We start from the raw sequence: 19743 nt of genomic DNA on the forward strand, positions 1-19743 counted from the left end.
GCACCGCCCCCACCCGAACCGCGTCCCCCGAAGCCTCCGCCCGGCGGCCCGCCGTCCGCCGTACCGCCGCTCTGGGCGTCCTCCTCGCCGCCTCCCTCGCCCTGGTCCCGGCCGGCACCGCGTACGCCGACGGCATCCGCGCCAAGCAGTGGGCCCTGGACGCCCTGCACACCCAGCAGCTCTGGCGGACCACCCAGGGCAAGGGCGTCACCGTCGCCGTCCTGGACACCGGCGTCGAGGCCGACCACCCCGACCTCGACGGCAACGTCCTGCCCGCCAAGGACCTGATCGGCTTCGGCGCGCGGCCCGGCGACCGCGACTGGGCCCGCCACGGCACCGCCATGGCCGGCATCATCGCCGGGCATGGCCACGGCCCCGGCGACGCCGACGGCGTCATGGGCGTCGCCCCCGAGGCGAAGATCCTTCCCGTCCGGGTGATCCTGGAGGACGGCGACTCCGCCCGCACCCGCGCCCGCACCACCCGCGGCGGCGCCCTCGCCGAGGGCATCCGCTGGGCCGCCGACCACGGCGCCGACGTCATCAACCTCTCCCTCGGCGACGACTCCGACTCCGCGCACCCGGAGCCCGCCGAGGACGAGGCCGTGCAGTACGCGCTGAAGAAGGGCACCGTCGTCGTCGCCTCCGCGGGCAACGGCGGCGACAAGGGCGACCACGTCTCCTACCCGGCCGCCTACCCGGGCGTGATCGCCGCCACCGCCGTCGACCGCTACGGCACCCGGGCCGCCTTCTCCACCCGCCGCTGGTACGCGACGGTCAGCGCGCCCGGCGTCGACATCGTCATCGCCGACCCCGACCACAAGTACTACGAGGGCTGGGGCACCAGCGCCGCCTCCGCCTTCGTCTCCGGCGCCGTCGCCCTGATCAAGGCCGCCCACCCGGACCTGACGCCCGCGCAGATCAGGAAACTCCTGGAGGACACCGCCCGCGACGCCCCCGTGGGCGGCCGGGACGACTCCCGCGGCTTCGGCATGATCGACCCCGTCGCCGCCCTCGACGCGGCCGGCCGGCTGCGCCCTGAGGGCCTGCGCACGACTGCCTACGGCAGCGAGTACTTCGGCCCCGGCCCCGACACCGCCGGGAGCGGCCACGACGCCGCCGACTGGGCCGGCCCTCTCGCCGGCGGCGCCGGGGGAGTGCTCCTGGCCGTCGCGGCGGTGCTGTGGCGGCGCGGACGCGGGACCCGTGGCTGGGCCGAGGGACCCTGAGGGAGCCGTGACCGGCCCGGATAGGCTCGGGGACGTGGCGAACAAGAACATCCCCGACCCCGGCTACTCCGACGACGACGGCTCCGCCGATCCCCGGCTGAGCGCCGCCCTCGCCGCCTGGGCCGAGGACCGCACCGCCGTGGACCCGGTGCTCCGGGCCCTCGAGGGCGCCCGGCTGCTCGTCCCCGTCGTCGCCGTGCTCGGCGAGGTGGAGGAGGACGAGAACGGGCTGCGCCGGGAGAAGACCAGCGACATGGCGGTGCCGACGCTGAAGGCCGGTCACCGCACCGCGCTGCCCGCCTTCACCTCCACCGACTCCCTGGCCCGCTGGGACCCGGCCGCCCGCCCCGTCGCCGTACCCCTGCACCAGGCACTGCAGGCCGCCGCGCACGAGAAGGCGGACACCGTGGTGCTGGACATGGCCGGGCCGGTGCCGTTCGAGCTGACCGGGGCCGCGCTGCTCGCGCTCGCCGAGGGCCGTACGACGGCCGACCCGCTCGCCGACCCGGCGGTCGTCGCGGCCGTGCGGGAGGCGGTGGCCGCCGAGGCGGCCGTGCTGCGCGCCCACCTCGGCCCCGGGCGGGCCGACGGCACCCTCGCCCTGGTGCTCGACCCGGCCGCCGCCGCGGACCCGGCCGACACCGCGCGCGCGGTGGCCGCCCGGCTCGCCGCCAGCGACACGCTGAGGGCCCGCCTGGTGCGCGGCCTCGACCTGGCACTGCTGCCGGCCGGGGCGATGCCGCCGGGCGAGCCCTTGTACGTACGGGGATGAACGCCGTACGCCCCGTCGGCGTACGGCGCTCGGGGGTGAGCGGGTCAGCCGTAGACCGGGCCGGTGTACTTCTCGCCCGGGCCCTGGCCCGGCTCGTCCGGGACGACCGACGCCTCGCGGAACGCCAGCTGGAGCGACTTCAGGCCGTCGCGCAGCGGCGCCGCGTGGAAGGAGCTGATCTCGGTCGCGCTCGCGTCCAGCAGACCGGCGAGCGCGGTCACCAGCTTGCGGGCCTCGTCCAGGTCCTTGTACTTGTCGCCCTCCTCGGTCAGACCGAGCTTCACGGCGGCGGCGCTCATCAGGTTGACGGCGACCGTCACGATCACCTCGACCGCGGGGACCTCCGCGATGTCGCGGGTCATGGCGTCGAAGTCGGCGACGCCGGGATTCTCGGGGCTCTCCGCGGCGTGCTCGGAGGGCTGCTCAGAGGGGGTCTCACTCATGCCCCACACGATAGGTGCAGCGCGGGCCCGCGCCGCACCGCGGGCGCGCCCGGCCCGATTGGCCGCGCCCGGCCGATCCTGCTAACCTTGTGTAACGACCGGTCGGACACGTATGCCTCACGGCTCACGTGCCGGCCCACAAGTGGAGGCTTTCGAACTCCCACCTGACCGCCCCCCGGGCGGCGGGTCACCGGTCAGACGGCCCCGTCCCGGCGACGGCGGTCCGTCCGAACAGCGCGCCCCGTGGCCTCACGGCGGTCGCTCCGGTAGTTCGAGGAGCCCCGCCTGTGATCGTCCGGGGCATTTTTCGTGTCTCGGCGCGGTTAGGTCTGTCGAACAGAGACGTACGCGGCCGTCCGCCAGACCGCCGTGTGGTGCTACCGAGGAGGATCCATCAGCGCCGAGCCCCGCATCAACGACCGGATTCGCGTTCCCGAGGTGCGACTTGTCGGTCCCAGTGGCGAGCAGGTGGGCATCGTCCCGCTGGCCAAGGCACTGGAGCTTGCGCAGGAGTACGACCTGGACCTGGTCGAGGTCGCGGCGAACGCCCGTCCGCCCGTGTGCAAGCTCATGGACTACGGGAAGTTCAAGTACGAGTCGGCCATGAAGGCCCGTGAGGCGCGCAAGAACCAGGCGCACACGGTCATCAAGGAGATGAAGCTCCGGCCGAAGATCGACCCGCACGACTATGACACCAAGAAGGGTCACGTCGTCCGGTTCCTCAAGCAGGGCGACAAGGTCAAGATCACGATCATGTTCCGTGGTCGCGAGCAGTCCCGGCCGGAGCTGGGTTACCGGCTGCTGCAGCGCCTCGCGGAGGACGTCCAGGACCTCGGTTTCGTGGAGTCGAACCCGAAGCAGGACGGCCGCAACATGATCATGGTCCTCGGTCCGCACAAGAAGAAGACCGAGGCGATGGCCGAGGCCCGCCAGGCGCAGGAAGCCCGCAAGGCCGACGCGAAGGCCAACCCCGGCAAGTCGCAGAACGCCGCGGACATCGACGCGCCCGCCGAGGAACCGGCCGAGGAGCACGCCGAGGCGTGACCCCCGGGACGCCTGTCCCAGGATGTAACCGAAACAAGAGCGACGCTCCACCGTGCCCGGTTCTCGCGACCGGGCACCGGAGCGCCACCGACGAGGAGAGAACGGCGCTATGCCGAAGAACAAGTCGCACAGCGGTGCCAGCAAGCGCTTCAAGGTCACCGGCTCCGGCAAGGTGCTCCGTGAGCGCGCCGGCAAGCGCCACCTGCTCGAGCACAAGTCGTCCCGTCTGACGCGTCGCCTCACCGGCAACGCCGAGATGGCCCCGGGCGACGCCAAGAAGATCAAGAAGCTTCTCGGCAAGTGACGCCGCGGGCGCCCGATCGGCTGATCCGGCGCGCCCCTCGTCTTAACCGGGACCCAATCGTTTCCGGGCCGTGTGAGCACACCCACGGCCCCGCTACAAGGAGTTAATCAAGTGGCACGCGTCAAGCGGGCAGTCAACGCCCACAAGAAGCGCCGGGCGATCCTCGAGCAGGCCTCCGGCTACCGCGGTCAGCGCTCGCGTCTGTACCGCAAGGCCAAGGAGCAGGTCACCCACTCGCTGGTCTACAACTACAACGACCGCAAGAAGCGCAAGGGTGACTTCCGCCAGCTGTGGATCCAGCGCATCAACGCCGCTGCCCGCGCGAACGGCATCACGTACAACCGCTTCATCCAGGGTCTGAAGGCCGCGAACGTCGAGGTCGACCGCAAGATCCTGGCCGAGCTGGCCGTGAACGACGCGAACGCGTTCGCCGCGCTCGTCGAGGTCGCGCAGAAGGCTCTGCCGAGCGACGTCAACGCGCCGAAGGCCGCGTGACGCTGCGCCGGCTCTGAGCCGGTGACTGGAGGACCCGCAGGCTTTCCGGCTTGCGGGTCCTGTTGTCGGGCGGGGCGGTGTCCGGCCGGCTGCGGGTCGGTCGTGGCCGGTCGTGGTTCCCCGCACCCCTTCGGGGCGCATGCCGTGCGTCGGCCGGCCGCGGGTCCGTCGTGGCCGGCCGCGCAGTTCCCCGCGCCCCTTGGCGCCATCACGAGTTCCGAAAGTAAGAGGATGTCCTCCGCCAGTCCCGAGCTGATCTCACCCCGGTCCTCGCGCGTGAGCGCCGCCCGTCGGCTGGCCCGGCGGAACTTCCGGGGGAAGGACCGGCTGTTCCTCGCGGAGGGGCCGCAGGCCGTGCGGGAGGCCGCCGGGCACCGGCACGGCGGGCAGGCCACGCTGGTCGAGCTGTTCGCCACCCTCGACGCCGCCGAGCGCTACGCCGACATCATCGGCGAGGCCCGCACCGCCGGCGCCCGCGTGCACCTCGCCGCCGACGAGGTCATCGCCGACATCTCCACCACCGTCACCCCGCAGGGCCTGGTCGGCGTCTGCCGGTTCCTGGACACGCCGTTCGCGGACATCCTCGCCGCCCGCCCCCGCCTCGTCGCCGTCCTCGCCCACGTGCGCGACCCCGGCAACGCCGGCACCGTGCTGCGCTGCGCCGACGCCGCCGGCGCCGACGCGGTCGTCCTCACCGACGCCTCCGTGGACCTGTACAACCCCAAGGCCGTACGCGCCTCGGTCGGCTCGCTGTTCCACCTGCCCGTCGCCGTCGGCGTCCCCGTGGAGCAGGCCGTCGCCGGACTCAAGGACGCCGGGGTGCGCATCCTCGCCGCCGACGGCGCCGGCGAGCACGACCTCGACGACGAGCTGGACGACAACACCATGGGCGGGCCCACCGCCTGGGTGTTCGGCAACGAGGCCTGGGGGCTGCCTCAGGACACCCGCGCCCTCGCCGACGCCGTCGTACGCGTCCCGATCCACGGAATGGCCGAGAGCCTGAACCTCGCCACCGCCGCCGCCGTATGTCTCTACGCATCGGCCCGCGCCCAGCGCGCCTTCGGAGGATGCCGCTCCGTCGCCCGCAGCTAGGGCCTCTCGTTCGGATCAGGCCGGATCCGAACGAAAGACCCTAGTAGGGTGACCAGCTCGGGGGCCTGCTGCACCGGCTGAGAGGTGGGGTATGGGGATGAGTGTCGGCACCGGCGGCGCACCGGACACGGACGCCGCGCGCCCACCGCACGTGCCCCGGCCCGGCGGCCCCGCCCGGGAACCGGGGTCCGCCTTCGCCCACGACCTCGGCATCGACCCCGACGAGCTGCCCGACGGGCTGGTCGTGGCCGACCAGGACGGCCGGGTCGTCCGGTTCAACGCCGCCGCCGCCCGCATCACCGCCACCCCCGCCGAGCGGGCCCTCGGCCGGCCGCTGGAGGAGGCGCTGCCCCTGGAGGACCTGGAGGGCCGCCGCTGGTGGCAGCTCACCGACCCCTACGGCGGCCTCGCCATCCGCGCCGGCCAGCCCGAGCGCAACCTGCTGCTGCCCGGCGGCCGGGAGGTCCTCGTCTCGGCGAAGTACGTCCGCGCCCGCCCCGCCGGGCCGGTCCGCCGGGTCGTCGTCTGCCTGCGGGACACCGAGGCCCGGCGTCGCACCGAGCGCAGCCACGCCGAGCTGATCGCCACCGTGGCGCACGAGCTGCGCTCCCCGCTGACCTCGGTCAAGGGCTTCACCGCCACCCTGCTGGCCAAGTGGGACCGGTTCACCGACGACCAGAAGCGGCTCATGCTGGAGACCGTCGACGCCGACGCCGACCGCGTCACCCGGCTGATCGCCGAACTGCTCGACATCTCCCGCATCGACTCCGGCCGGCTGGAGGTGCGCCGCCAGCTCGTGGACATCGGCGCCGCCGTCGGCCGGCACGTCCAGGCCTACGTCGCCGCCGGACAGCCCGCCGACCGCTTCCTCGTCCGGGTGGAGCAGCCGCTGCCCGACCTGTGGGCCGACCCCGACAAGATCGACCAGGTGCTGAGCAACCTGATCGAAAACGCGGTGCGCCACGGCGAGGGAACTGTCACCATAGACGTGACGCCCGCGGTGTCCTCCCGGGACGGGGACGACGCGGCGGGCGCAGCCACGTCGGTCACGGTGAGCGACGAGGGTCCCGGCATCCCGGAGGAATCCATGAACCGCGTCTTCACCCGCTTCTGGCGGGGCAGCAAGCGCGGCGGCACCGGCCTCGGGCTCTATATCGTCAAGGGCATCGTCGAGGCGCACGGCGGCACCATCACGGTCGGACGCGCCCCGGGCGGCGGCGCGCAGTTCCGATTTACCCTGCCCGTGGGCACCCCGGCGCACCTGCTCTGACCCTCCGCCGAGGACCCACGGGCACCTCGAGACCGCTCACCCCCGTTAGACTCGGCCCTTGGCACCTTTGCGTCTCGGAAGCGGAGACGAGTCGTCCGTCAGACGGAGACGGCCCGTCCACGAGTCGGTGACGGGGACTGTCAGCCTGGGGGCACCTCCCAGCGGTAGCTGGGGGACAATCGGAAGCACGGGAAGAGATGTCGGCACCGAATAAGTCGTACGACCCTGTCGAGGTCGAGGCGTTGAAACCGGAAGAGATCGAGCGCATGCGGGACGAGGCGCTCGCCGCCTTCGCCGCCGCGGACTCCCTCGACGCGCTCCACGAGGCCAAGGTCGCGCACACCGGCCCGGCCTCCCCGCTGGCCCTCGCCAACCGCGAGATCGGCGCCCTGCCGCCGCACGCCAAGGCCGACGCCGGCAAGCGCGTCGGCATGGCCCGCGGCGCGGTGAACAAGGCCCTCGCCGCCCGCCAGGGCGAGCTGGAGGCCGAGCGCGACGCCCGGGTCCTGGTCGAGGAGGCCGTGGACGTCACGCTGCCCTACGACCGCGTGCCGGCCGGCGCCCGGCACCCGCTGACCACGATGATGGAGCGCGTCGCGGACGTCTTCGTCGCCATGGGCTACGAGATCGCCGAGGGCCCCGAGGCCGAGGCCGAGTGGTTCAACTTCGACGCGCTCAACATCGCGCCCGACCACCCCGCCCGCACCATGCAGGACACCTTCTTCGTGGAGGGCGGCAAGGGCGAGGACAGCGGCGTCGTCCTGCGCACCCACACCTCGCCGGTGCAGATCCGCTCCCTGCTCGACCGCGAGCCCCCGGTCTACGTGGTCTGCCCCGGCCGGGTCTACCGCACCGACGAGCTGGACGCCACGCACACCCCGGTCTTCCACCAGATCGAGCTGCTCGCCGTGGACGAGGGCCTGACCATGGCGGACCTCAAGGGCACCCTGGACCACATGGTCCAGTCGCTCTTCGGCGCCGACATGAAGACCCGGCTGCGCCCGAACTACTTCCCCTTCACCGAGCCGTCCGCCGAGATGGACATGCTCTGCTACGTCTGCAAGGGCGCGTCCGTCGGCGACCCCGACCGGCCCTGCCGGACCTGCTCGTCCGAGGGCTGGATCGAGCTGGGCGGCTGCGGCATGGTCAACCCGCGGGTGCTGGCCGCCTGCGGCGTCGACCCGGAGAAGTACAGCGGATTCGCCTTCGGGTTCGGCATCGAGCGGATGCTGATGTTCCGCCACAACGTCGAAGACATGCGAGACATGGTCGAGGGTGACGTCCGGTTCACCCGGCCGTTCGGGATGGAGATCTGATGCGGGTCCCGCTTTCTTGGCTGCGGGAGTACGTCGACCTGCCGGCGACGGAGACCGGGCGCGACGTCCAGGCCAAGCTCATTTCGGCCGGCCTCGAGGTCGAGACCGTCGAACAGCTCGGCGCCGACCTCAAGGGGCCGCTCGTCGTCGGCCAGGTGCTCACCATCGAGGAGCTGGAGGGCTTCAAGAAGCCGATCCGGTTCTGCACCGTCGACGTGGGCCGGGCCAACGGCACGGGCGAGCCGCAGGAGATCGTCTGCGGCGCCCGCAACTTCTCCGTGGGCGACAAGGTCGTCGTGGTCCTGCCCGGCGCCACCCTGCCCGGCGGCTTCTCCATCTCCGCCCGCAAGACCTACGGCAAGACCTCCCACGGCATGATCTGCTCCGCCGAAGAGCTGGGCATGGGCGACGACGGCACGCACGGCATCATCGTGCTGCCGCCCGAGCACGAGGTCGGCACCGACGCCATCGAGCTGCTCCAGCTCGTCGACGAGGTCCTCGACATCGCCGTCACCCCGGACCGCGGCTACTGCCTGTCGCTGCGCGGCGTCGCCCGCGAGGCCGCCATCGCCTACGGCCGCCCGCTGCTCGACCCGGCCCTGCTGGACGTGCCCGCGCCCAACGCCTACGGGCACCCGGTGAAGGTCTCCGACCCGTTCGGCTGCGACCGCTTCACCGCCCGCACGGTCACCGGCCTCGACCCCGAGGCGCGCTCCCCGATCTGGCTCCAGCGCCGCCTGCAGAAGGCGGGCATGCGCCCGATCTCCCTCGCCGTCGACATCACCAACTACGTGATGCTCGAACTCGGCCAGCCGCTGCACGCCTACGACCGCACCCGAGTCCAGGGCGCCATCGGCGTGCGCCGGGCCGAGCGCGGCGAGCAGCTCACCACCCTCGACGGCGTCACCCGCACGCTGTCCACCGAGGACCTGGTCATCACCGACGAGCGCGGCCCCATCGGCCTCGCGGGCGTCATGGGCGGCGCCAACACCGAGATCGACGACACCGAGGGCACCACCACCGAGGTCGTCATCGAGGCCGCCCACTTCGACCCGGTCGCCATCGCCCGCACCGCCCGCCGGCACAAGCTGTCCTCCGAGGCCTCCCGCCGCTTCGAGCGCGGCGTGGACCCGCAGGCCGCCTCCGCCGCCGCGCAGCGCACCGTCGACCTGCTGGTCCTGCTCGCCGGCGGCACCGCCGACGCGGGCGTCACCGAGGTCGTCGCGCCGTCCGCGCCGCGCACCATCACCATCCCGGCCGACCATCCCGACAAGGTCGCGGGCGTCAGCTACGGCCGGGAGACCGTCGTACGGCGGCTCCAGCAGATCGGCTGCGACGTCTACGGCGCCGACGAGCTGATCGTCACCGTGCCGTCCTGGCGGTCCGACCTGACCGACCCGAACGACCTCGCCGAAGAGGTCATCCGCCTGGAGGGCTACGAGAACCTGCCCTCCACGCTGCCCCGCCCGCTGCCCGGCCACGGTCTGACCGACCGGCAGCGGCTGCACCGCCGGGTCGGCCGCGCGCTGGCCGGCGCGGGCTACGTCGAGGCGCTGAACTACCCGTTCCTCGGCCCGGCGGCCTTCGACCAGCTCGGCCTGGACGCCGACGACCCGCGCCGTACCGTGGTCACCCTCGTCAACCCGCTCTCCGACGAGGAGCCCGCCCTGCGCACGACGCTGCTGCCGGGCCTGCTCGGCGCGCTGCGCCGCAACGACGGACGCGGCGGCCACGACCTGGCGCTGTTCGAGACCGGTCTGGTCTTCCGGCCCACCGGCCGGGAGGAGATCCCGGCCCGGCTGCCCGCCGACCGCAAGCCCACTCCGGACCAGTTGGCAGCGCTCGACGCCGCCCTGCCGCACCAGCCGCGCCGGGTCGCCGTCGTCCTGGCCGGCGCCCGCGAGCAGGCCGGCTGGTGGGGCAAGGGCCGCCCGTCCGACTGGGCCGACGCCGTCGAGGCGGCGCGGACCGTGGCCCGCGAGGCCGGTGCGGAACTGATCGTCCGCGCCGACCAGCACGCCCCGTGGCACCCCGGCCGGTGCGCCGCGCTGTACGTGCGGGTGGACGGCGAGGAGGTCCTCGCCGGTCATGCCGGTGAGCTGCACCCGCGGGTCGTGAAGGCGATGCACCTGCCGGAGCGCACCTGCGCCATGGAGATCGAGCTGGACCTGCTGGAGCAGGCCGGCGACGGCATCGTGCGGGCGCCGCGGATCTCCTCGTTCCCGGTCGCCACGCAGGACGTCGCCCTGGTCGTCGACAAGCCGGTCCCGGCCGCCGAGGTCGAGGCCGCGCTGCGCGAGGGCGCCGGTGAACTCCTGGAGGCCATCCGCCTGTTCGACGTCTACGAGAACGCCGAGCAGCTCGGCGACGGCCGCAAGTCGCTGGCCTACGCGCTGCGCTTCCGCGCCCCCGACCGCACCCTGACGGTGGACGAGGCGTCCGCCGCCCGGGACGCCGCGGTGGCGCTGGCCGCCGAGCGCACCGGAGCGGCGCTGCGCGGCTGACGAGCGCACAGGGGTGCGTGCGGGGCGGGTCCGGGCCACCGGGCCCGCCCCGCACGTGTGACCTGCATAAATGCACACCTGGGAATGCTCACTCATTCGGGTGAGAACACCTGTGATCCGGGCCTCGCCGGGTATGCGGTGGACACCATCGGACCGGCCCCGCGGGGCTGGACCGCGCTGTCAGCGCCTTCTCGGGGAGCCATGGCCATGATCCGCATCAGGGCCGGGACGCGGCGTGGGATGCGGCCGGGCGCCGTGTTCCTCGCCGTGGGCACCGGCATCGTCCTGCACGCCCGGCGGACCATCCTGCACGAGCTGCGCCGGGCCCGCGCCGTCGCGGGCGCCGCCCAGAACGCGCTGCTGCGCCCCCTGCCCCCGCGCCTCGCCGGGCTCGGCCTCGCCGCCGCCCAGCTCTCCGCCGACCGGGGCGCGGCCGTCGGCGGCGATCTGTACGAGGTGATCGCCACCGAGCACGGCGTACGCGTGGTGATGGGCGATGTGCGCGGCCACGGCCTCGCCGCCCTCGGCACCGTCGCCGCCGTCCTCGGCAGCTTCCGCGAGGCCGCCCACGACGAGCCCGGACTCCCGGGCGTGTTACGCCGGTTGGAGCGGGCACTGGCCCGCCACCAGCGCACCCGCGAACCGCACCACCCGGCCGCCGAGGACTTCGTCACCCTGCTGCTCCTGGAGATCACCGACGACGGCCGCCTGAAGGCCCTCAACTGCGGCCACCCCTGGCCGCACCGGCTGCGCGGCCGGCGCGCGGAGCCGGTCTCCACCGCCGGCCCGCTGCCGCCGCTCGGCGCGTTCCCACTGCCGTACGAGCTGCCCACCGCGGACCTGGGGCGCCATCTGCCGGGCGACACCCTGGTCCTGTACACGGACGGCGTGGTGGACGCCCGCGACGCCCGGGGCCGGTTCTTCCCGCTGCCCTCGGTCCTCGCCGAGGTGGCCGGCGCCGGGCCGCTGTCCGCGCGGGCGGTCCTGCGCGCCGTCTTCGCAGCCCTGCTCAGGCACACCGGCCATCGCCCCCGCGACGACGCGGCGGTCCTGGTCATCCGCAACGACCGCGACCTGCCGAGGCCGACCCGGACCCGTCCGCGCCGCCGGCCGTCCGGCGACGGCCCCCGCTAGTGCTGTGGCCGGGAAGGTCTGCCGGAAGGCTTTCCGGTCGCAGCACCAGCAGCGCGCCCGGTGAGGCCGCCCGCCCCGCCACGGAGTGTCGGGCAGGCGGCGGGGCGGGCGGCGTGGCAGCGGGCCGCCGCACTGTTCGAGGGGGGAGCCGGCGGCCCGGCCGGCCTCTTGACGAGGCACCTCAGTCAATCGACCGCCCACTGAGCGCGACAGCGCGCACACGGTACGGATGCGCGCACTCGGTTCACACCCCGTGTGAACCCGCCCGCACTACGCTGTCCGCACCGAGCCACCGGGGGCCCCTATGCAGCCCAACACTCTGCTCGACGCGATCCTGGACGAGGCGGGGATCTCGCACGCGGGCCTGGCCGCGCACGTCAACCAGGCGGGCCGCGCCCGCGGTCTGACGCTGCGCTACGAGCACACCGCCGTGGGCCGGTGGCTCAAGGGCCAGCGGCCCCGCGGCCAGGTGCCCGACCTGATCTGCGAGGTGCTGGCCGCCCGGCTGCGCCGCCCCGTCACCCTGGACGACATCGGCCTCGGCGTCCCCGGCGAACCGGCCGCCGCGCACACCACCTCGCTGTCCGGCTTCGTGGACCGGGCCACCGCCCTGTGGCGCTCGGACGAGCAGCAGCGCCCGCACGTCCTCGGGGCGCCCGCGGTGACCGGCACCCCGGCGGTGATGCCGGTATGGGAGTGGGAGAACCCGCCCGAGGACGTCGACGTCTCCCGGGGCGGGCGGCACCGCGTCACCCCGGCGGACATCGAGACGCTGCGCGCGGCCCGCACGCACTACGAGCAGATGTACCGCAAGGCCGGCGGGGTGGCGACCCGCAGCCGGGTCGTGGGCTTCCTCAACGCCGAGACCGCGCCGCTGCTGCGCGGCGGCTACACCGACGCCACCGGCCGCCAACTGCACCGCGCCACCGGCGCGTTGGTGGCGATCGCGGGCATCTGCGCCTACGACTCCGACGCGCACGGCCTCGCCCAGCGCTACTTCCACCAGGCGCTGCGTCTGGCCAAGGCCGGCGGCGACCGGGGGCTCGGCGCCTATGTCATAGCGCTGCTGGTCAACCAGTCGCTGTTCATGCGCGAGCACCGCCAGGCCGTCGCGTTCGCCGAGGCCGCGCTGCGCGCCGCCGGCCGGGACATCACCCCCGCGCTCGCCTCCGACCTGTACGCGATGCAGGCCAAGGCCTACGCCCACCTCGGCGACGGCACCGGCGCGCTGGCCTGCATCCGGCGCGCCGAACAGGCCGCCGAGCGCATCCGGCCCGGCCACGAGCCCGACGAGACCGGTTACGTCCAGCCGGGACTGGTCAACGTCCAGGCCGCGGAGGCGCTGCTCAGCCTCGGCGATCTCGCCGCCGCCGAGGAGCACGCCACGGCCGCCGTCGACACCCCCGCGCACGACCGGGGCCGGGTGCACCGGCTGGCCATGCTCAGCACGATCGAACTGCGCCGGGGCAACGCCGACAAGGCGGTGGCCACGGCCGCGCTGATGGCCGAACAGGCCCGCGGAATGGAGTCGCAGCGGCTGCGGGACCGGCTGCGCGCGGTGCGCGAGCACCTGGTGCGCAACGGCTGCGCGGGCACGGCGGAGGTGGCCGAACTCATCGACGGGGCCCTGCGCGTCCCTTGGTGACGCTGCGATATTGCCACTGACCTGACGGAAGGTGGCAGAACCGTGCAGTGGACGAAACAGAACGAACAAACTGTGTACGCAAACCGCTGGTTCACCGTCAACCTCGCGGATGTGGAGCTGCCGGACGGCCGGCATCTGGACCACTTCCTGATCCGGCTGCGGCCCGTCGCCGTGGCCACCGTGGTCAACGAGGCCAACGAGGTGCTGCTGTTGTGGCGGCACCGCTTCATCACCGACAGCTGGGGCTGGGAACTCGCGGCGGGCGTCGTCGAGGACGGCGAGGACGTCGCCCGCGCCGCCGCCCGGGAACTGGAGGAGGAGACGGGCTGGCGTCCCGGCCCCCTGCACCATCTGATGAGCGTCGAGCCGTCCAACGGCCTCACCGACGCCCGGCACCACATCTACTGGACCGACCGCGCCGAGTACATCGGCCACCCGGTGGACGACTTCGAGTCCGACCGCCGCGAATGGGTCCCCCTCAAGATCGTCCCCGACCTGATCGCCCGGGGCGAGATCCCGGCCGCGAACATGGCGGCGGCCTTACTCCTCCTCCACCACCACCGCCTCACCCAGGAAGGCTGAGCGAAAACAGAGGGGCGAGAGAGGGACGCGAAAGAGGGACGCGAAAGAGGGGCGCAAAAGAGGGGCGCGGGGAACTGCGCGAAGGGGGTCTGGGGGGCGAAGCCCGCCCAGGGACGGGACGGGAAGGGGCGGCGGGGGCGAAACCATCGGACCCCGTCGCCCGCTCACCCCGCACCCAGCACCTCCACGCGGCCCGGCGCAGCAGCCCTCACCCGTAGGTGTAGAACCCCGACCCGGACTTCCGCCCCAGCCGCCCCGCGTCCACCATCCGCTGGAGCAGCGGCGGAGCGGCGTACAGCGGCTCCTTGTACTCCTCGTACATCGAGTAAGCGACCGAGGCGACGGTGTCCAGCCCGATGAGATCGGACAGCTTGAGCGGCCCCATGGGATGCGCACACCCCAGCTCCATGCCGTTGTCGATGTCCTCCCGGCTGGCGATCCCCGACTCGAACATCCGGATCGCGGACAGCAGATACGGGATCAGCAGCGCGTTCACCACGAACCCGGACCGGTCCTGCGCCCGGATCGCGTGCTTGCCCAGCACCTTCTCGGTGAACAGCTGCGCCCGGCTCAGCGTCCCCTCGGACGTGGTCAGCGCCGGGATCAGCTCGACGAGCTTCTGCACCGGGGCCGGGTTGAAGAAGTGGATGCCGATGACGTGGTCGGGCCGCGAGGTGGCGACCGCCAGCTTGACCAGCGGGATCGAGGAGGTGTTGGAGGCGAGGATCGCGTCCGGGCGGGTGACGACCTGGTCGAGAACCTGGAAGATCTCGGTCTTGACCTGCTCGTTCTCCACCACGGCCTCGATCACCAGATCGCGGTCGGCGAACTCGCCGAGATCGGTGGTGAAGCTGAGGCGCGCCTGCGTGGCGTCCCGCTCCTCCTCGCTGATCTTGCCGCGCTCGGCGGCCTTGGCCAGGGAGTTGAACAGCCGGGTACGGCCGATCTCCAGCGCCTCGCCGGTGGTCTCGGCGACCTTCACGTCCAGGCCGGACCGGGCGCACACCTCGGCGATGCCCGCGCCCATCTGGCCGCAGCCCACCACACCGACGCGTGCAATGTCTGCCGAAATGCCGGTCACATCGTCCCTTTCGCAGATCCTACGGGGGTGCGCAGGCGGCCATGGGTGCGGTGCCTGCTCCGAACGTGCACGTTACCCCCTGTCGTAACGATGATCGATCGCCCGGGTCGTGCATGCTGACCCGGTACACGATCCGTGACCGCGCGGATCCGGGGCGTACAGGGAGTGTCCGGATGAGCCGAGTGACCCGGCGGGCGTTCACGGTGGCCGCTCTGTCGACGCTGGCGGTGACGCACGGCGCGAGCGCCGCACCGGCCGCGCCCCAGCCGCCGGGCGGGGCCGCCGGGCCGCGCGGCAAGCGGGCCGCGACCGAGCTGCGCGGCATGTGGCTGGCGACCGTGAGCAACCGCGACTGGCCCTCGCGCACCGGGCTGAGCGTCGCCCGCCAGCGCGGCGAGCTGACCGCCCTGCTCGACGCCGCGGTGCGCCGCCGCCTCAACACGGTCTTCCTCCAGGTCCGGCCGGCCGCCGACGCGCTGTGGCCGTCGCCGTACGAACCGTGGTCGCAGTTCCTCACCGGGACGCAGGGCAAGGACCCCGGCTGGGACCCGCTGGGCACCGCCGTCGCGGAGGCGCACGCGCGCGGTCTGAAGCTGCACGCCTGGTTCAACCCGTACCGGGTCGCCCTCACCGCCGACCGGAGCCGGCTCGCCGCCTCGCACCCGGCGCGCAAGCACCCGGACTGGGTGGTGGCCTACGGCGGCAAGCTCTACTACAACCCGGGCCTGCCCGAGGTACGGGCCTTCGTGCAGGAGGCCATGCTGGACGCGGTGCGCAAGTACCCCGTGGACGGCGTGCACTTCGACGACTACTTCTACCCGTACCCGGAGGCCGGCCAGACCTTCGACGACGCGGCCGCCTACGCCGAGTACGGCGGCGGTTTCGCGAGCCGGGCCGCCTGGCGGCGGGACAACATCGACAAGCTGGTGCGCGAGACGGCCGCCGCCGTCGCCCGGACCAGGCCCGGCGCGCAGTTCGGGATCAGCCCCTTCGGCGTGTGGCGCAACGCCGCCACGGACGCGCGCGGCTCGGCCACCAAGGCGGGCGCGCAGTCGTACGACGATCTGTACGCCGACACCCGCAGGTGGGTGCGGGAGGGCTGGATCGACTACATCGTCCCGCAGCTGTACTGGGCCATCGGCCTGGCCGCCGCCGACTACGCGAAGCTGGTGCCCTGGTGGGCCGAGACGGCGCGGGGCAGCCGCACCCGGCTGTACGTGGGGGAGGCGCTGTACCGGGCGGGGGAGAAGGACTCGGCCTGGCGGGACCCCGACGAGCTGTCGCGGCACCTCACGCTGGCGAAGAAGTACCCGGAGGTGCGCGGGCACGTGTTCTTCGCCGCCAAGGAGGTCGCCGCCGATCCCGTCGGCGCGATGGCGCGGGTGGTCGCCGCCCACTACCGGCAGACGGCGAACGCCCCGCGCTGAGCTGAGGGTTCAGGTCCCGGGCGGCGCCGCGCCCCGCGAGGCGGGCGCCGCCCGGGCACGCACCCTCAGCGCTGTTGCCGTTGTTCCTCGTGGTGCCGGATCTGGCAGTCGGGGCCGGGTGACATCACGGCCTCGTGCCCGTCCGGGAAACGGACGCGGTAGGGCGGGTTGCCCTCCGCTCCCATGACCTCGACGACTTCGGTGATCTGGTCGTGCTGGCCGACCACCCTGCCGTGCTGGACGAGCTTGTCGCCCACGGTTGCGCGCATTGGCGGGCCTCCTCACCAGGTGTGAGAGCAGCTGTCCTCGGACTTCGAGTCTACGGCGCGGAGCGCGGCCGGGCCGGTGTGCGGCGGAACCGGGATGTGCGGTCGGTACCGGAGTCTTCGCCGGTCAGCCGCGCGCCCGCTGGGTGACGGCGATGCAGACGAGCACGGCGGCGGCCGTCACGGGGGCGGCCGGCGTCAGCAGCTCGCCGAGCAGCAGCACCGACCACACCAGTGTGAGCAGGGGCTGCGCCAGCTGCAACTGGCTGGCCTTGGGGATGCCGATGGAGGCCATGCCGCGGTACCAGACGACCATGCCGAGGAACTGCGAGCCGGCCGCCAGCCACAGCACCCCGGCCACGCTGTGCGCCCCCAGGTGCACCGGCTCGTATGCCAGTGCGGTCACCGCGCCCGGCACGGTGACCGGGAGACACAGCACCAGCGCCCAGGCGATGACCTGCCAGCCGGGCATGACCCGGGCCAGTCGGCCGCCCTCGGTGTACCCGGCGGCGCACACCAGCAGCGCGCCGAAGAGGTAGGCGTCGGCGGCGGTCAGCGCGCCGCCGCTCTGCTGCACGGTGAAGGCGACCACGGCCGCCGCGCCGGCCAGCGCCGCCGCCCAGAACGTCCGCGAGGGACGGGCGCCGACGCGCAGCGCGGACAGCAGCGCCGTGGTGAGCGGCAGCAGGCCGACGACGACGGCGGCGTGCGCGGTGGTCGAGGTCTCCAGGGCGAGCGTGGTCAGCAGCGGGAACCCGAGGACCACGCCGAGGGCGACGACGGCCAGCCCGGGCCAGTGCCGGCGCGCGGGCGGCGCCACCCGCAGCGCCAGCAGACAGCCGCCCGCGATCACGGCGGCGAGCACACTGCGCACGCCCACCAGCGCCCAGGGCCCGAACCCCTCCAGCCCCCAGGCGGTGGCGGGAAACGTCAGCGAGAAGACCACGACCCCGAGCCCGGCCTGAAGCAGCCCGCCCCGCGCCCGCTCACGTGCGCCCCCTCCACGGCCCGGCGCGGGCCCGTCCCCGGGGACGGGGGTTCCGGCGGTGGCGGCGGGGCTGTCCGGGGCGACGCGGCCGTGGGTCGGGGCGGCCCCGGTCCCGGCGGTCGCGGAGGGCGGCGGGGCGGTGGTCACCGCTATCGCGGTCTGTGCGGTAGCGCTACTCTTGGCTCTCATGCATGAGCGTAGCAGTGTCGGTGAACTCGCCCAACAGCTTCGACAGGAGCTGAACCGCTACTCACCCGGCGGAAAGCTGCCGTCCAGTCGGGCCCTGGTCGAGCGGTACCGGGTCAGCCCGGTCACCGTCTCCCGCGCCCTGGCGCAGCTCGCCGCCGAGGGCCTGGTGGTGACCCGCCCCGGCGCGGGCGCCTTCCGCGCCGCACCGCACGCGCCCGCCGCCCCCGCCGGCGACACCTCCTGGCAGACCGTCGCGCTCAGCGCCGACGCCGGCGGCGAGCCCGTGCCCCGTACGGTGGACGCCTCCGGGGTCACCGTCTCGCTCGCCGCACCGCCGCCCGGGGTGATCGAGTTCAACGGCGGCTATCTGCACCCCTCCCTCCAGCCCGAGCGGGCCATGGCCGCCGCCCTCTCCCGCGCCGGCCGCCGCCCCGGCGCCTGGGCCCGCCCGCCGCTGGAGGGCCTGCCGGAACTGCGCGAGTGGTTCGCCCGGTACATCGGCGGCCCCGGCGGCACGGTCACCGCCGCCGAGGTGCTGATCGCCGCCGGCGGCCAGTCCGCGCTGACCACGGCGCTGCGCGCCCTGGCCCCGCCCGGCGCGCCGGTCCTCGTGGAGTCGCCGACCTACCCGGGCATGCTGGCCATCGCGCGGGCCTCCGGGCTGCGGCCCGTACCGGTGCCGGTCGACGCCGACGGCGTTCGGCCCGAACTGCTCGCCGACGCCTTCCGGGCCAGCGGCGCCCGGGTGTTCGTCTGCCAGCCGCTGTTCCAGAACCCCACCGGCGCGGTCCTCGCCCCGCCGCGCCGCGCCGAGGTGCTGCGGATCGCCCGCGAGGCCGGCGCGTTCGTGGTCGAGGACGACTTCGTCCGCCGGCTCGCCCACGAGGACGCGGGACCGCTGCCGCCCCCGCTGGCCGCCGACGACCCGGACGGCGCCGTCGTGCACGTGGGCTCGCTCACCAAGGCCACCTCGCCGAGTTTCCGGGTGTGCGCGCTCGCCGCCCGCGGACCCGCGCTGCAACGGCTGCGCGCCATCCAGGTCGTGGACAGCTTCTTCGTGCCCAGGCCGCTCCAGGAGGCCGCGCTCGAACTGGTCGGCTCGCCCGCCTGGCCCCGCCATCTGCGCAACCTGGCCGCCGAGTTGAAGTCCCGCCGGGACGCCATGACGGGCGCGCTGCGGCACGTGCTGCCGGAACTCGCCCTGCCGCACATCCCGTCCGGCGGCTACCACCTGTGGCTGCGCCTGCCCGACGGAGCGCACGAGTCCGACCTGGCCGCCGCCGCCCTGCGCGCGGGCGTCACCCTCACCCCGGGCCGCCCCTACTTCAGCGCCGAACCCCCCGCCGCCCACGTGAGGCTGAGCTTCGCCGCGGTCGCCGGGACCGCCGAGATCACCGAGGGCGTACGCCGGCTGCGGGCGGCCTGCGACGACGTGCTCGGGCCGGGACGGGAAAACGGATCGACACCGCCGCCGGACCTTGCCACCCTCCTGCCATGACCGACACCCCGCAGCTCGCCGACGGCTACGAGATCTCCGCCGACCCCGACCGCATCGACGCCGAGCGCGTCCACCACTGGCTGTCCACCGACGCCTACTGGGCGCTCGGCCGCACCCGCGACAAGCAGGACCGGGCCATCGCCGGCTCGCTGAACTTCGGGGTGTTCGACACCGCCTCCGGCGCGCAGGCGGCGTACGCGCGCGTGGTCACCGACGAGGCGACCTTCGCCTGGCTGTGCGACGTGTACGTCGACCCGGCCGTCCGGGGCAAGGGCATCGGCACGGCGCTCGTCGGCGCCGTACGCGACCACCTGCGGCCCTACGGGCTGCGCAGGATCCTGCTCGCCACCGCCGACGCGCACGGCGTCTACGAGAAGCTCGGCTTCCGGCCGCTGGACCGTCCGGAGCGGTGGATGGCGCTCGCTTTCGACTGACACCGTGCGCCACCCCTTGACCCGCACACCCGT

At 73.8% G+C, this 19743-nt stretch carries 19 protein-coding genes; 15 read left to right on the forward strand and 4 right to left on the reverse strand.

What is annotated here, in order from left to right; all coding sequences use genetic code 11:
* Positions 1 to 71: 71 nt before the first annotated feature.
* Both mycP and K7787_RS03040 read left to right on the forward strand, forming a co-directional pair.
* On the forward strand, positions 72 to 1226 hold the full coding sequence (gene mycP / locus K7787_RS03035) for a type VII secretion-associated serine protease mycosin (RefSeq protein WP_223000423.1): 1155 nt from the start codon (positions 72 to 74) through the stop codon (positions 1224 to 1226).
* 34 nt (positions 1227 to 1260) lie between these two features.
* A complete protein-coding gene (locus tag K7787_RS03040; protein WP_223000402.1) occupies positions 1261 to 1998 on the forward strand; it encodes an SseB family protein in 738 nt (245 codons plus the stop codon).
* A 44-nt stretch (positions 1999 to 2042) separates the two neighbouring features.
* Here the strand turns inward: K7787_RS03040 and K7787_RS03045 are convergent, their stop codons facing one another.
* Positions 2043 to 2441 carry a DUF1844 domain-containing protein gene (locus tag K7787_RS03045; protein WP_009187706.1) on the reverse strand — a complete coding sequence of 133 codons (399 nt, stop codon included), beginning with the start codon at positions 2439 to 2441 and terminating at the stop codon, positions 2043 to 2045.
* Positions 2442 to 2810: 369 nt separating this feature from the next.
* Here K7787_RS03045 and infC point away from each other — a divergent pair, with 369 nt between their 5' ends.
* The 10 genes from infC to K7787_RS03095 all read left to right on the forward strand — a co-directional run bounded on the left by infC (position 2811) and on the right by K7787_RS03095 (position 13827).
* Complete coding sequence (infC, locus tag K7787_RS03050) at positions 2811 to 3485, forward strand: translation initiation factor IF-3 (protein ID WP_009187705.1); 675 nt, start codon at positions 2811 to 2813, stop codon at positions 3483 to 3485.
* Positions 3486 to 3594: 109 nt separating this feature from the next.
* A complete protein-coding gene (rpmI, locus tag K7787_RS03055; protein ID WP_007829094.1) occupies positions 3595 to 3789 on the forward strand; it encodes a 50S ribosomal protein L35 in 195 nt (64 codons plus the stop codon).
* 111 nt (positions 3790 to 3900) lie between these two features.
* Positions 3901 to 4284 (forward strand): 50S ribosomal protein L20, encoded by a 384-nt coding sequence (gene rplT, locus K7787_RS03060; RefSeq protein ID WP_006141703.1) that lies wholly within the window; start codon positions 3901 to 3903, stop codon positions 4282 to 4284.
* A gap of 231 nt (positions 4285 to 4515) precedes the next feature.
* Entirely contained in the window at positions 4516 to 5376 is an 861-nt protein-coding gene (locus K7787_RS03065) for a TrmH family RNA methyltransferase (protein WP_164393302.1), read from the forward strand.
* 97 nt (positions 5377 to 5473) lie between these two features.
* Complete coding sequence (locus K7787_RS03070) at positions 5474 to 6646, forward strand: sensor histidine kinase (protein WP_223000403.1); 1173 nt, start codon at positions 5474 to 5476, stop codon at positions 6644 to 6646.
* A 197-nt stretch (positions 6647 to 6843) separates the two neighbouring features.
* Complete coding sequence (gene pheS, locus K7787_RS03075; protein WP_009187702.1) at positions 6844 to 7962, forward strand: phenylalanine--tRNA ligase subunit alpha; 1119 nt, start codon at positions 6844 to 6846, stop codon at positions 7960 to 7962.
* Positions 7962 to 10466, forward strand: a complete 2505-nt coding sequence (gene pheT, locus K7787_RS03080; RefSeq protein WP_223000404.1) for a phenylalanine--tRNA ligase subunit beta — start codon at positions 7962 to 7964, stop codon at positions 10464 to 10466. Before pheS ends, pheT begins: the two co-directional genes overlap by 1 nt.
* Before the next feature lie 207 nt (positions 10467 to 10673).
* On the forward strand, positions 10674 to 11600 hold the full coding sequence (locus K7787_RS03085) for a PP2C family protein-serine/threonine phosphatase (protein ID WP_247720487.1): 927 nt from the start codon (positions 10674 to 10676) through the stop codon (positions 11598 to 11600).
* Between the two features lie 304 nt (positions 11601 to 11904).
* A complete protein-coding gene (locus tag K7787_RS03090) occupies positions 11905 to 13245 on the forward strand; it encodes an NsdA family TPR-like regulatory protein (RefSeq protein ID WP_223000405.1) in 1341 nt (446 codons plus the stop codon).
* Positions 13246 to 13287: 42 nt separating this feature from the next.
* Entirely contained in the window at positions 13288 to 13827 is a 540-nt protein-coding gene (locus tag K7787_RS03095; RefSeq protein WP_164393310.1) for an NUDIX hydrolase, read from the forward strand.
* A 208-nt stretch (positions 13828 to 14035) separates the two neighbouring features.
* Here the strand turns inward: K7787_RS03095 and K7787_RS03100 are convergent, their stop codons facing one another.
* A complete protein-coding gene (locus K7787_RS03100; protein WP_009187697.1) occupies positions 14036 to 14908 on the reverse strand; it encodes a 3-hydroxybutyryl-CoA dehydrogenase in 873 nt (290 codons plus the stop codon).
* A 173-nt stretch (positions 14909 to 15081) separates the two neighbouring features.
* Here K7787_RS03100 and K7787_RS03105 point away from each other — a divergent pair, with 173 nt between their 5' ends.
* Positions 15082 to 16335: a glycoside hydrolase family 10-like protein gene (locus K7787_RS03105; RefSeq protein ID WP_223000406.1), complete on the forward strand. Its 1254-nt coding sequence runs from the start codon at positions 15082 to 15084 to the stop codon at positions 16333 to 16335.
* Between the two features lie 65 nt (positions 16336 to 16400).
* Here K7787_RS03105 and K7787_RS03110 read toward each other — a convergent pair whose 3' ends face one another.
* A complete protein-coding gene (locus K7787_RS03110) occupies positions 16401 to 16604 on the reverse strand; it encodes a DUF1918 domain-containing protein (protein ID WP_009187695.1) in 204 nt (67 codons plus the stop codon).
* A gap of 124 nt (positions 16605 to 16728) precedes the next feature.
* Complete coding sequence (locus K7787_RS03115; RefSeq protein ID WP_223000407.1) at positions 16729 to 17778, reverse strand: DMT family transporter; 1050 nt, start codon at positions 17776 to 17778, stop codon at positions 16729 to 16731.
* Here K7787_RS03115 and K7787_RS03120 point away from each other — a divergent pair.
* On the forward strand, positions 17777 to 19276 hold the full coding sequence (locus K7787_RS03120; RefSeq protein ID WP_223000408.1) for an aminotransferase-like domain-containing protein: 1500 nt from the start codon (positions 17777 to 17779) through the stop codon (positions 19274 to 19276). The genes K7787_RS03115 and K7787_RS03120 overlap by 2 nt on opposite strands.
* Positions 19273 to 19710 carry a GNAT family N-acetyltransferase gene (locus tag K7787_RS03125; protein ID WP_009187692.1) on the forward strand — a complete coding sequence of 146 codons (438 nt, stop codon included), beginning with the start codon at positions 19273 to 19275 and terminating at the stop codon, positions 19708 to 19710. Before K7787_RS03120 ends, K7787_RS03125 begins: the two co-directional genes overlap by 4 nt.
* Positions 19711 to 19743: the final 33 nt, after the last annotated feature.

It is taken from the genome of Streptomyces sennicomposti (genome assembly GCF_019890635.1).
In the GTDB taxonomy this organism is placed as follows: domain Bacteria; phylum Actinomycetota; class Actinomycetes; order Streptomycetales; family Streptomycetaceae; genus Streptomyces; species Streptomyces sennicomposti.

Bases quoted from the DNA above. Each gene is read 5' to 3' on its own strand.
- K7787_RS03045 (WP_009187706.1), bottom strand. From the start codon at position 2,441: ATGAGTGAGACCCCCTCTGAGCAGCCCTCCGAGCACGCCGCGGAGAGC.
- rpmI (WP_007829094.1), top strand. From the start codon at position 3,595: ATGCCGAAGAACAAGTCGCACAGCGGTGCCAGCAAGCGCTTCAAGGTC.
- K7787_RS03065 (WP_164393302.1), top strand. From the start codon at position 4,516: ATGTCCTCCGCCAGTCCCGAGCTGATCTCACCCCGGTCCTCGCGCGTG.
- K7787_RS03070 (WP_223000403.1), top strand. From the start codon at position 5,474: ATGAGTGTCGGCACCGGCGGCGCACCGGACACGGACGCCGCGCGCCCA.
- pheS (WP_009187702.1), top strand. From the start codon at position 6,844: ATGTCGGCACCGAATAAGTCGTACGACCCTGTCGAGGTCGAGGCGTTG.
- pheT (WP_223000404.1), top strand. From the start codon at position 7,962: ATGCGGGTCCCGCTTTCTTGGCTGCGGGAGTACGTCGACCTGCCGGCG.
- K7787_RS03085 (WP_247720487.1), top strand. From the start codon at position 10,674: ATGATCCGCATCAGGGCCGGGACGCGGCGTGGGATGCGGCCGGGCGCC.
- K7787_RS03090 (WP_223000405.1), top strand. From the start codon at position 11,905: ATGCAGCCCAACACTCTGCTCGACGCGATCCTGGACGAGGCGGGGATC.
- K7787_RS03105 (WP_223000406.1), top strand. From the start codon at position 15,082: ATGAGCCGAGTGACCCGGCGGGCGTTCACGGTGGCCGCTCTGTCGACG.
- K7787_RS03110 (WP_009187695.1), bottom strand. From the start codon at position 16,604: ATGCGCGCAACCGTGGGCGACAAGCTCGTCCAGCACGGCAGGGTGGTC.
- K7787_RS03120 (WP_223000408.1), top strand. From the start codon at position 17,777: ATGCATGAGCGTAGCAGTGTCGGTGAACTCGCCCAACAGCTTCGACAG.
- K7787_RS03115 (WP_223000407.1), bottom strand. From the start codon at position 17,778: ATGAGAGCCAAGAGTAGCGCTACCGCACAGACCGCGATAGCGGTGACC.
- K7787_RS03125 (WP_009187692.1), top strand. From the start codon at position 19,273: ATGACCGACACCCCGCAGCTCGCCGACGGCTACGAGATCTCCGCCGAC.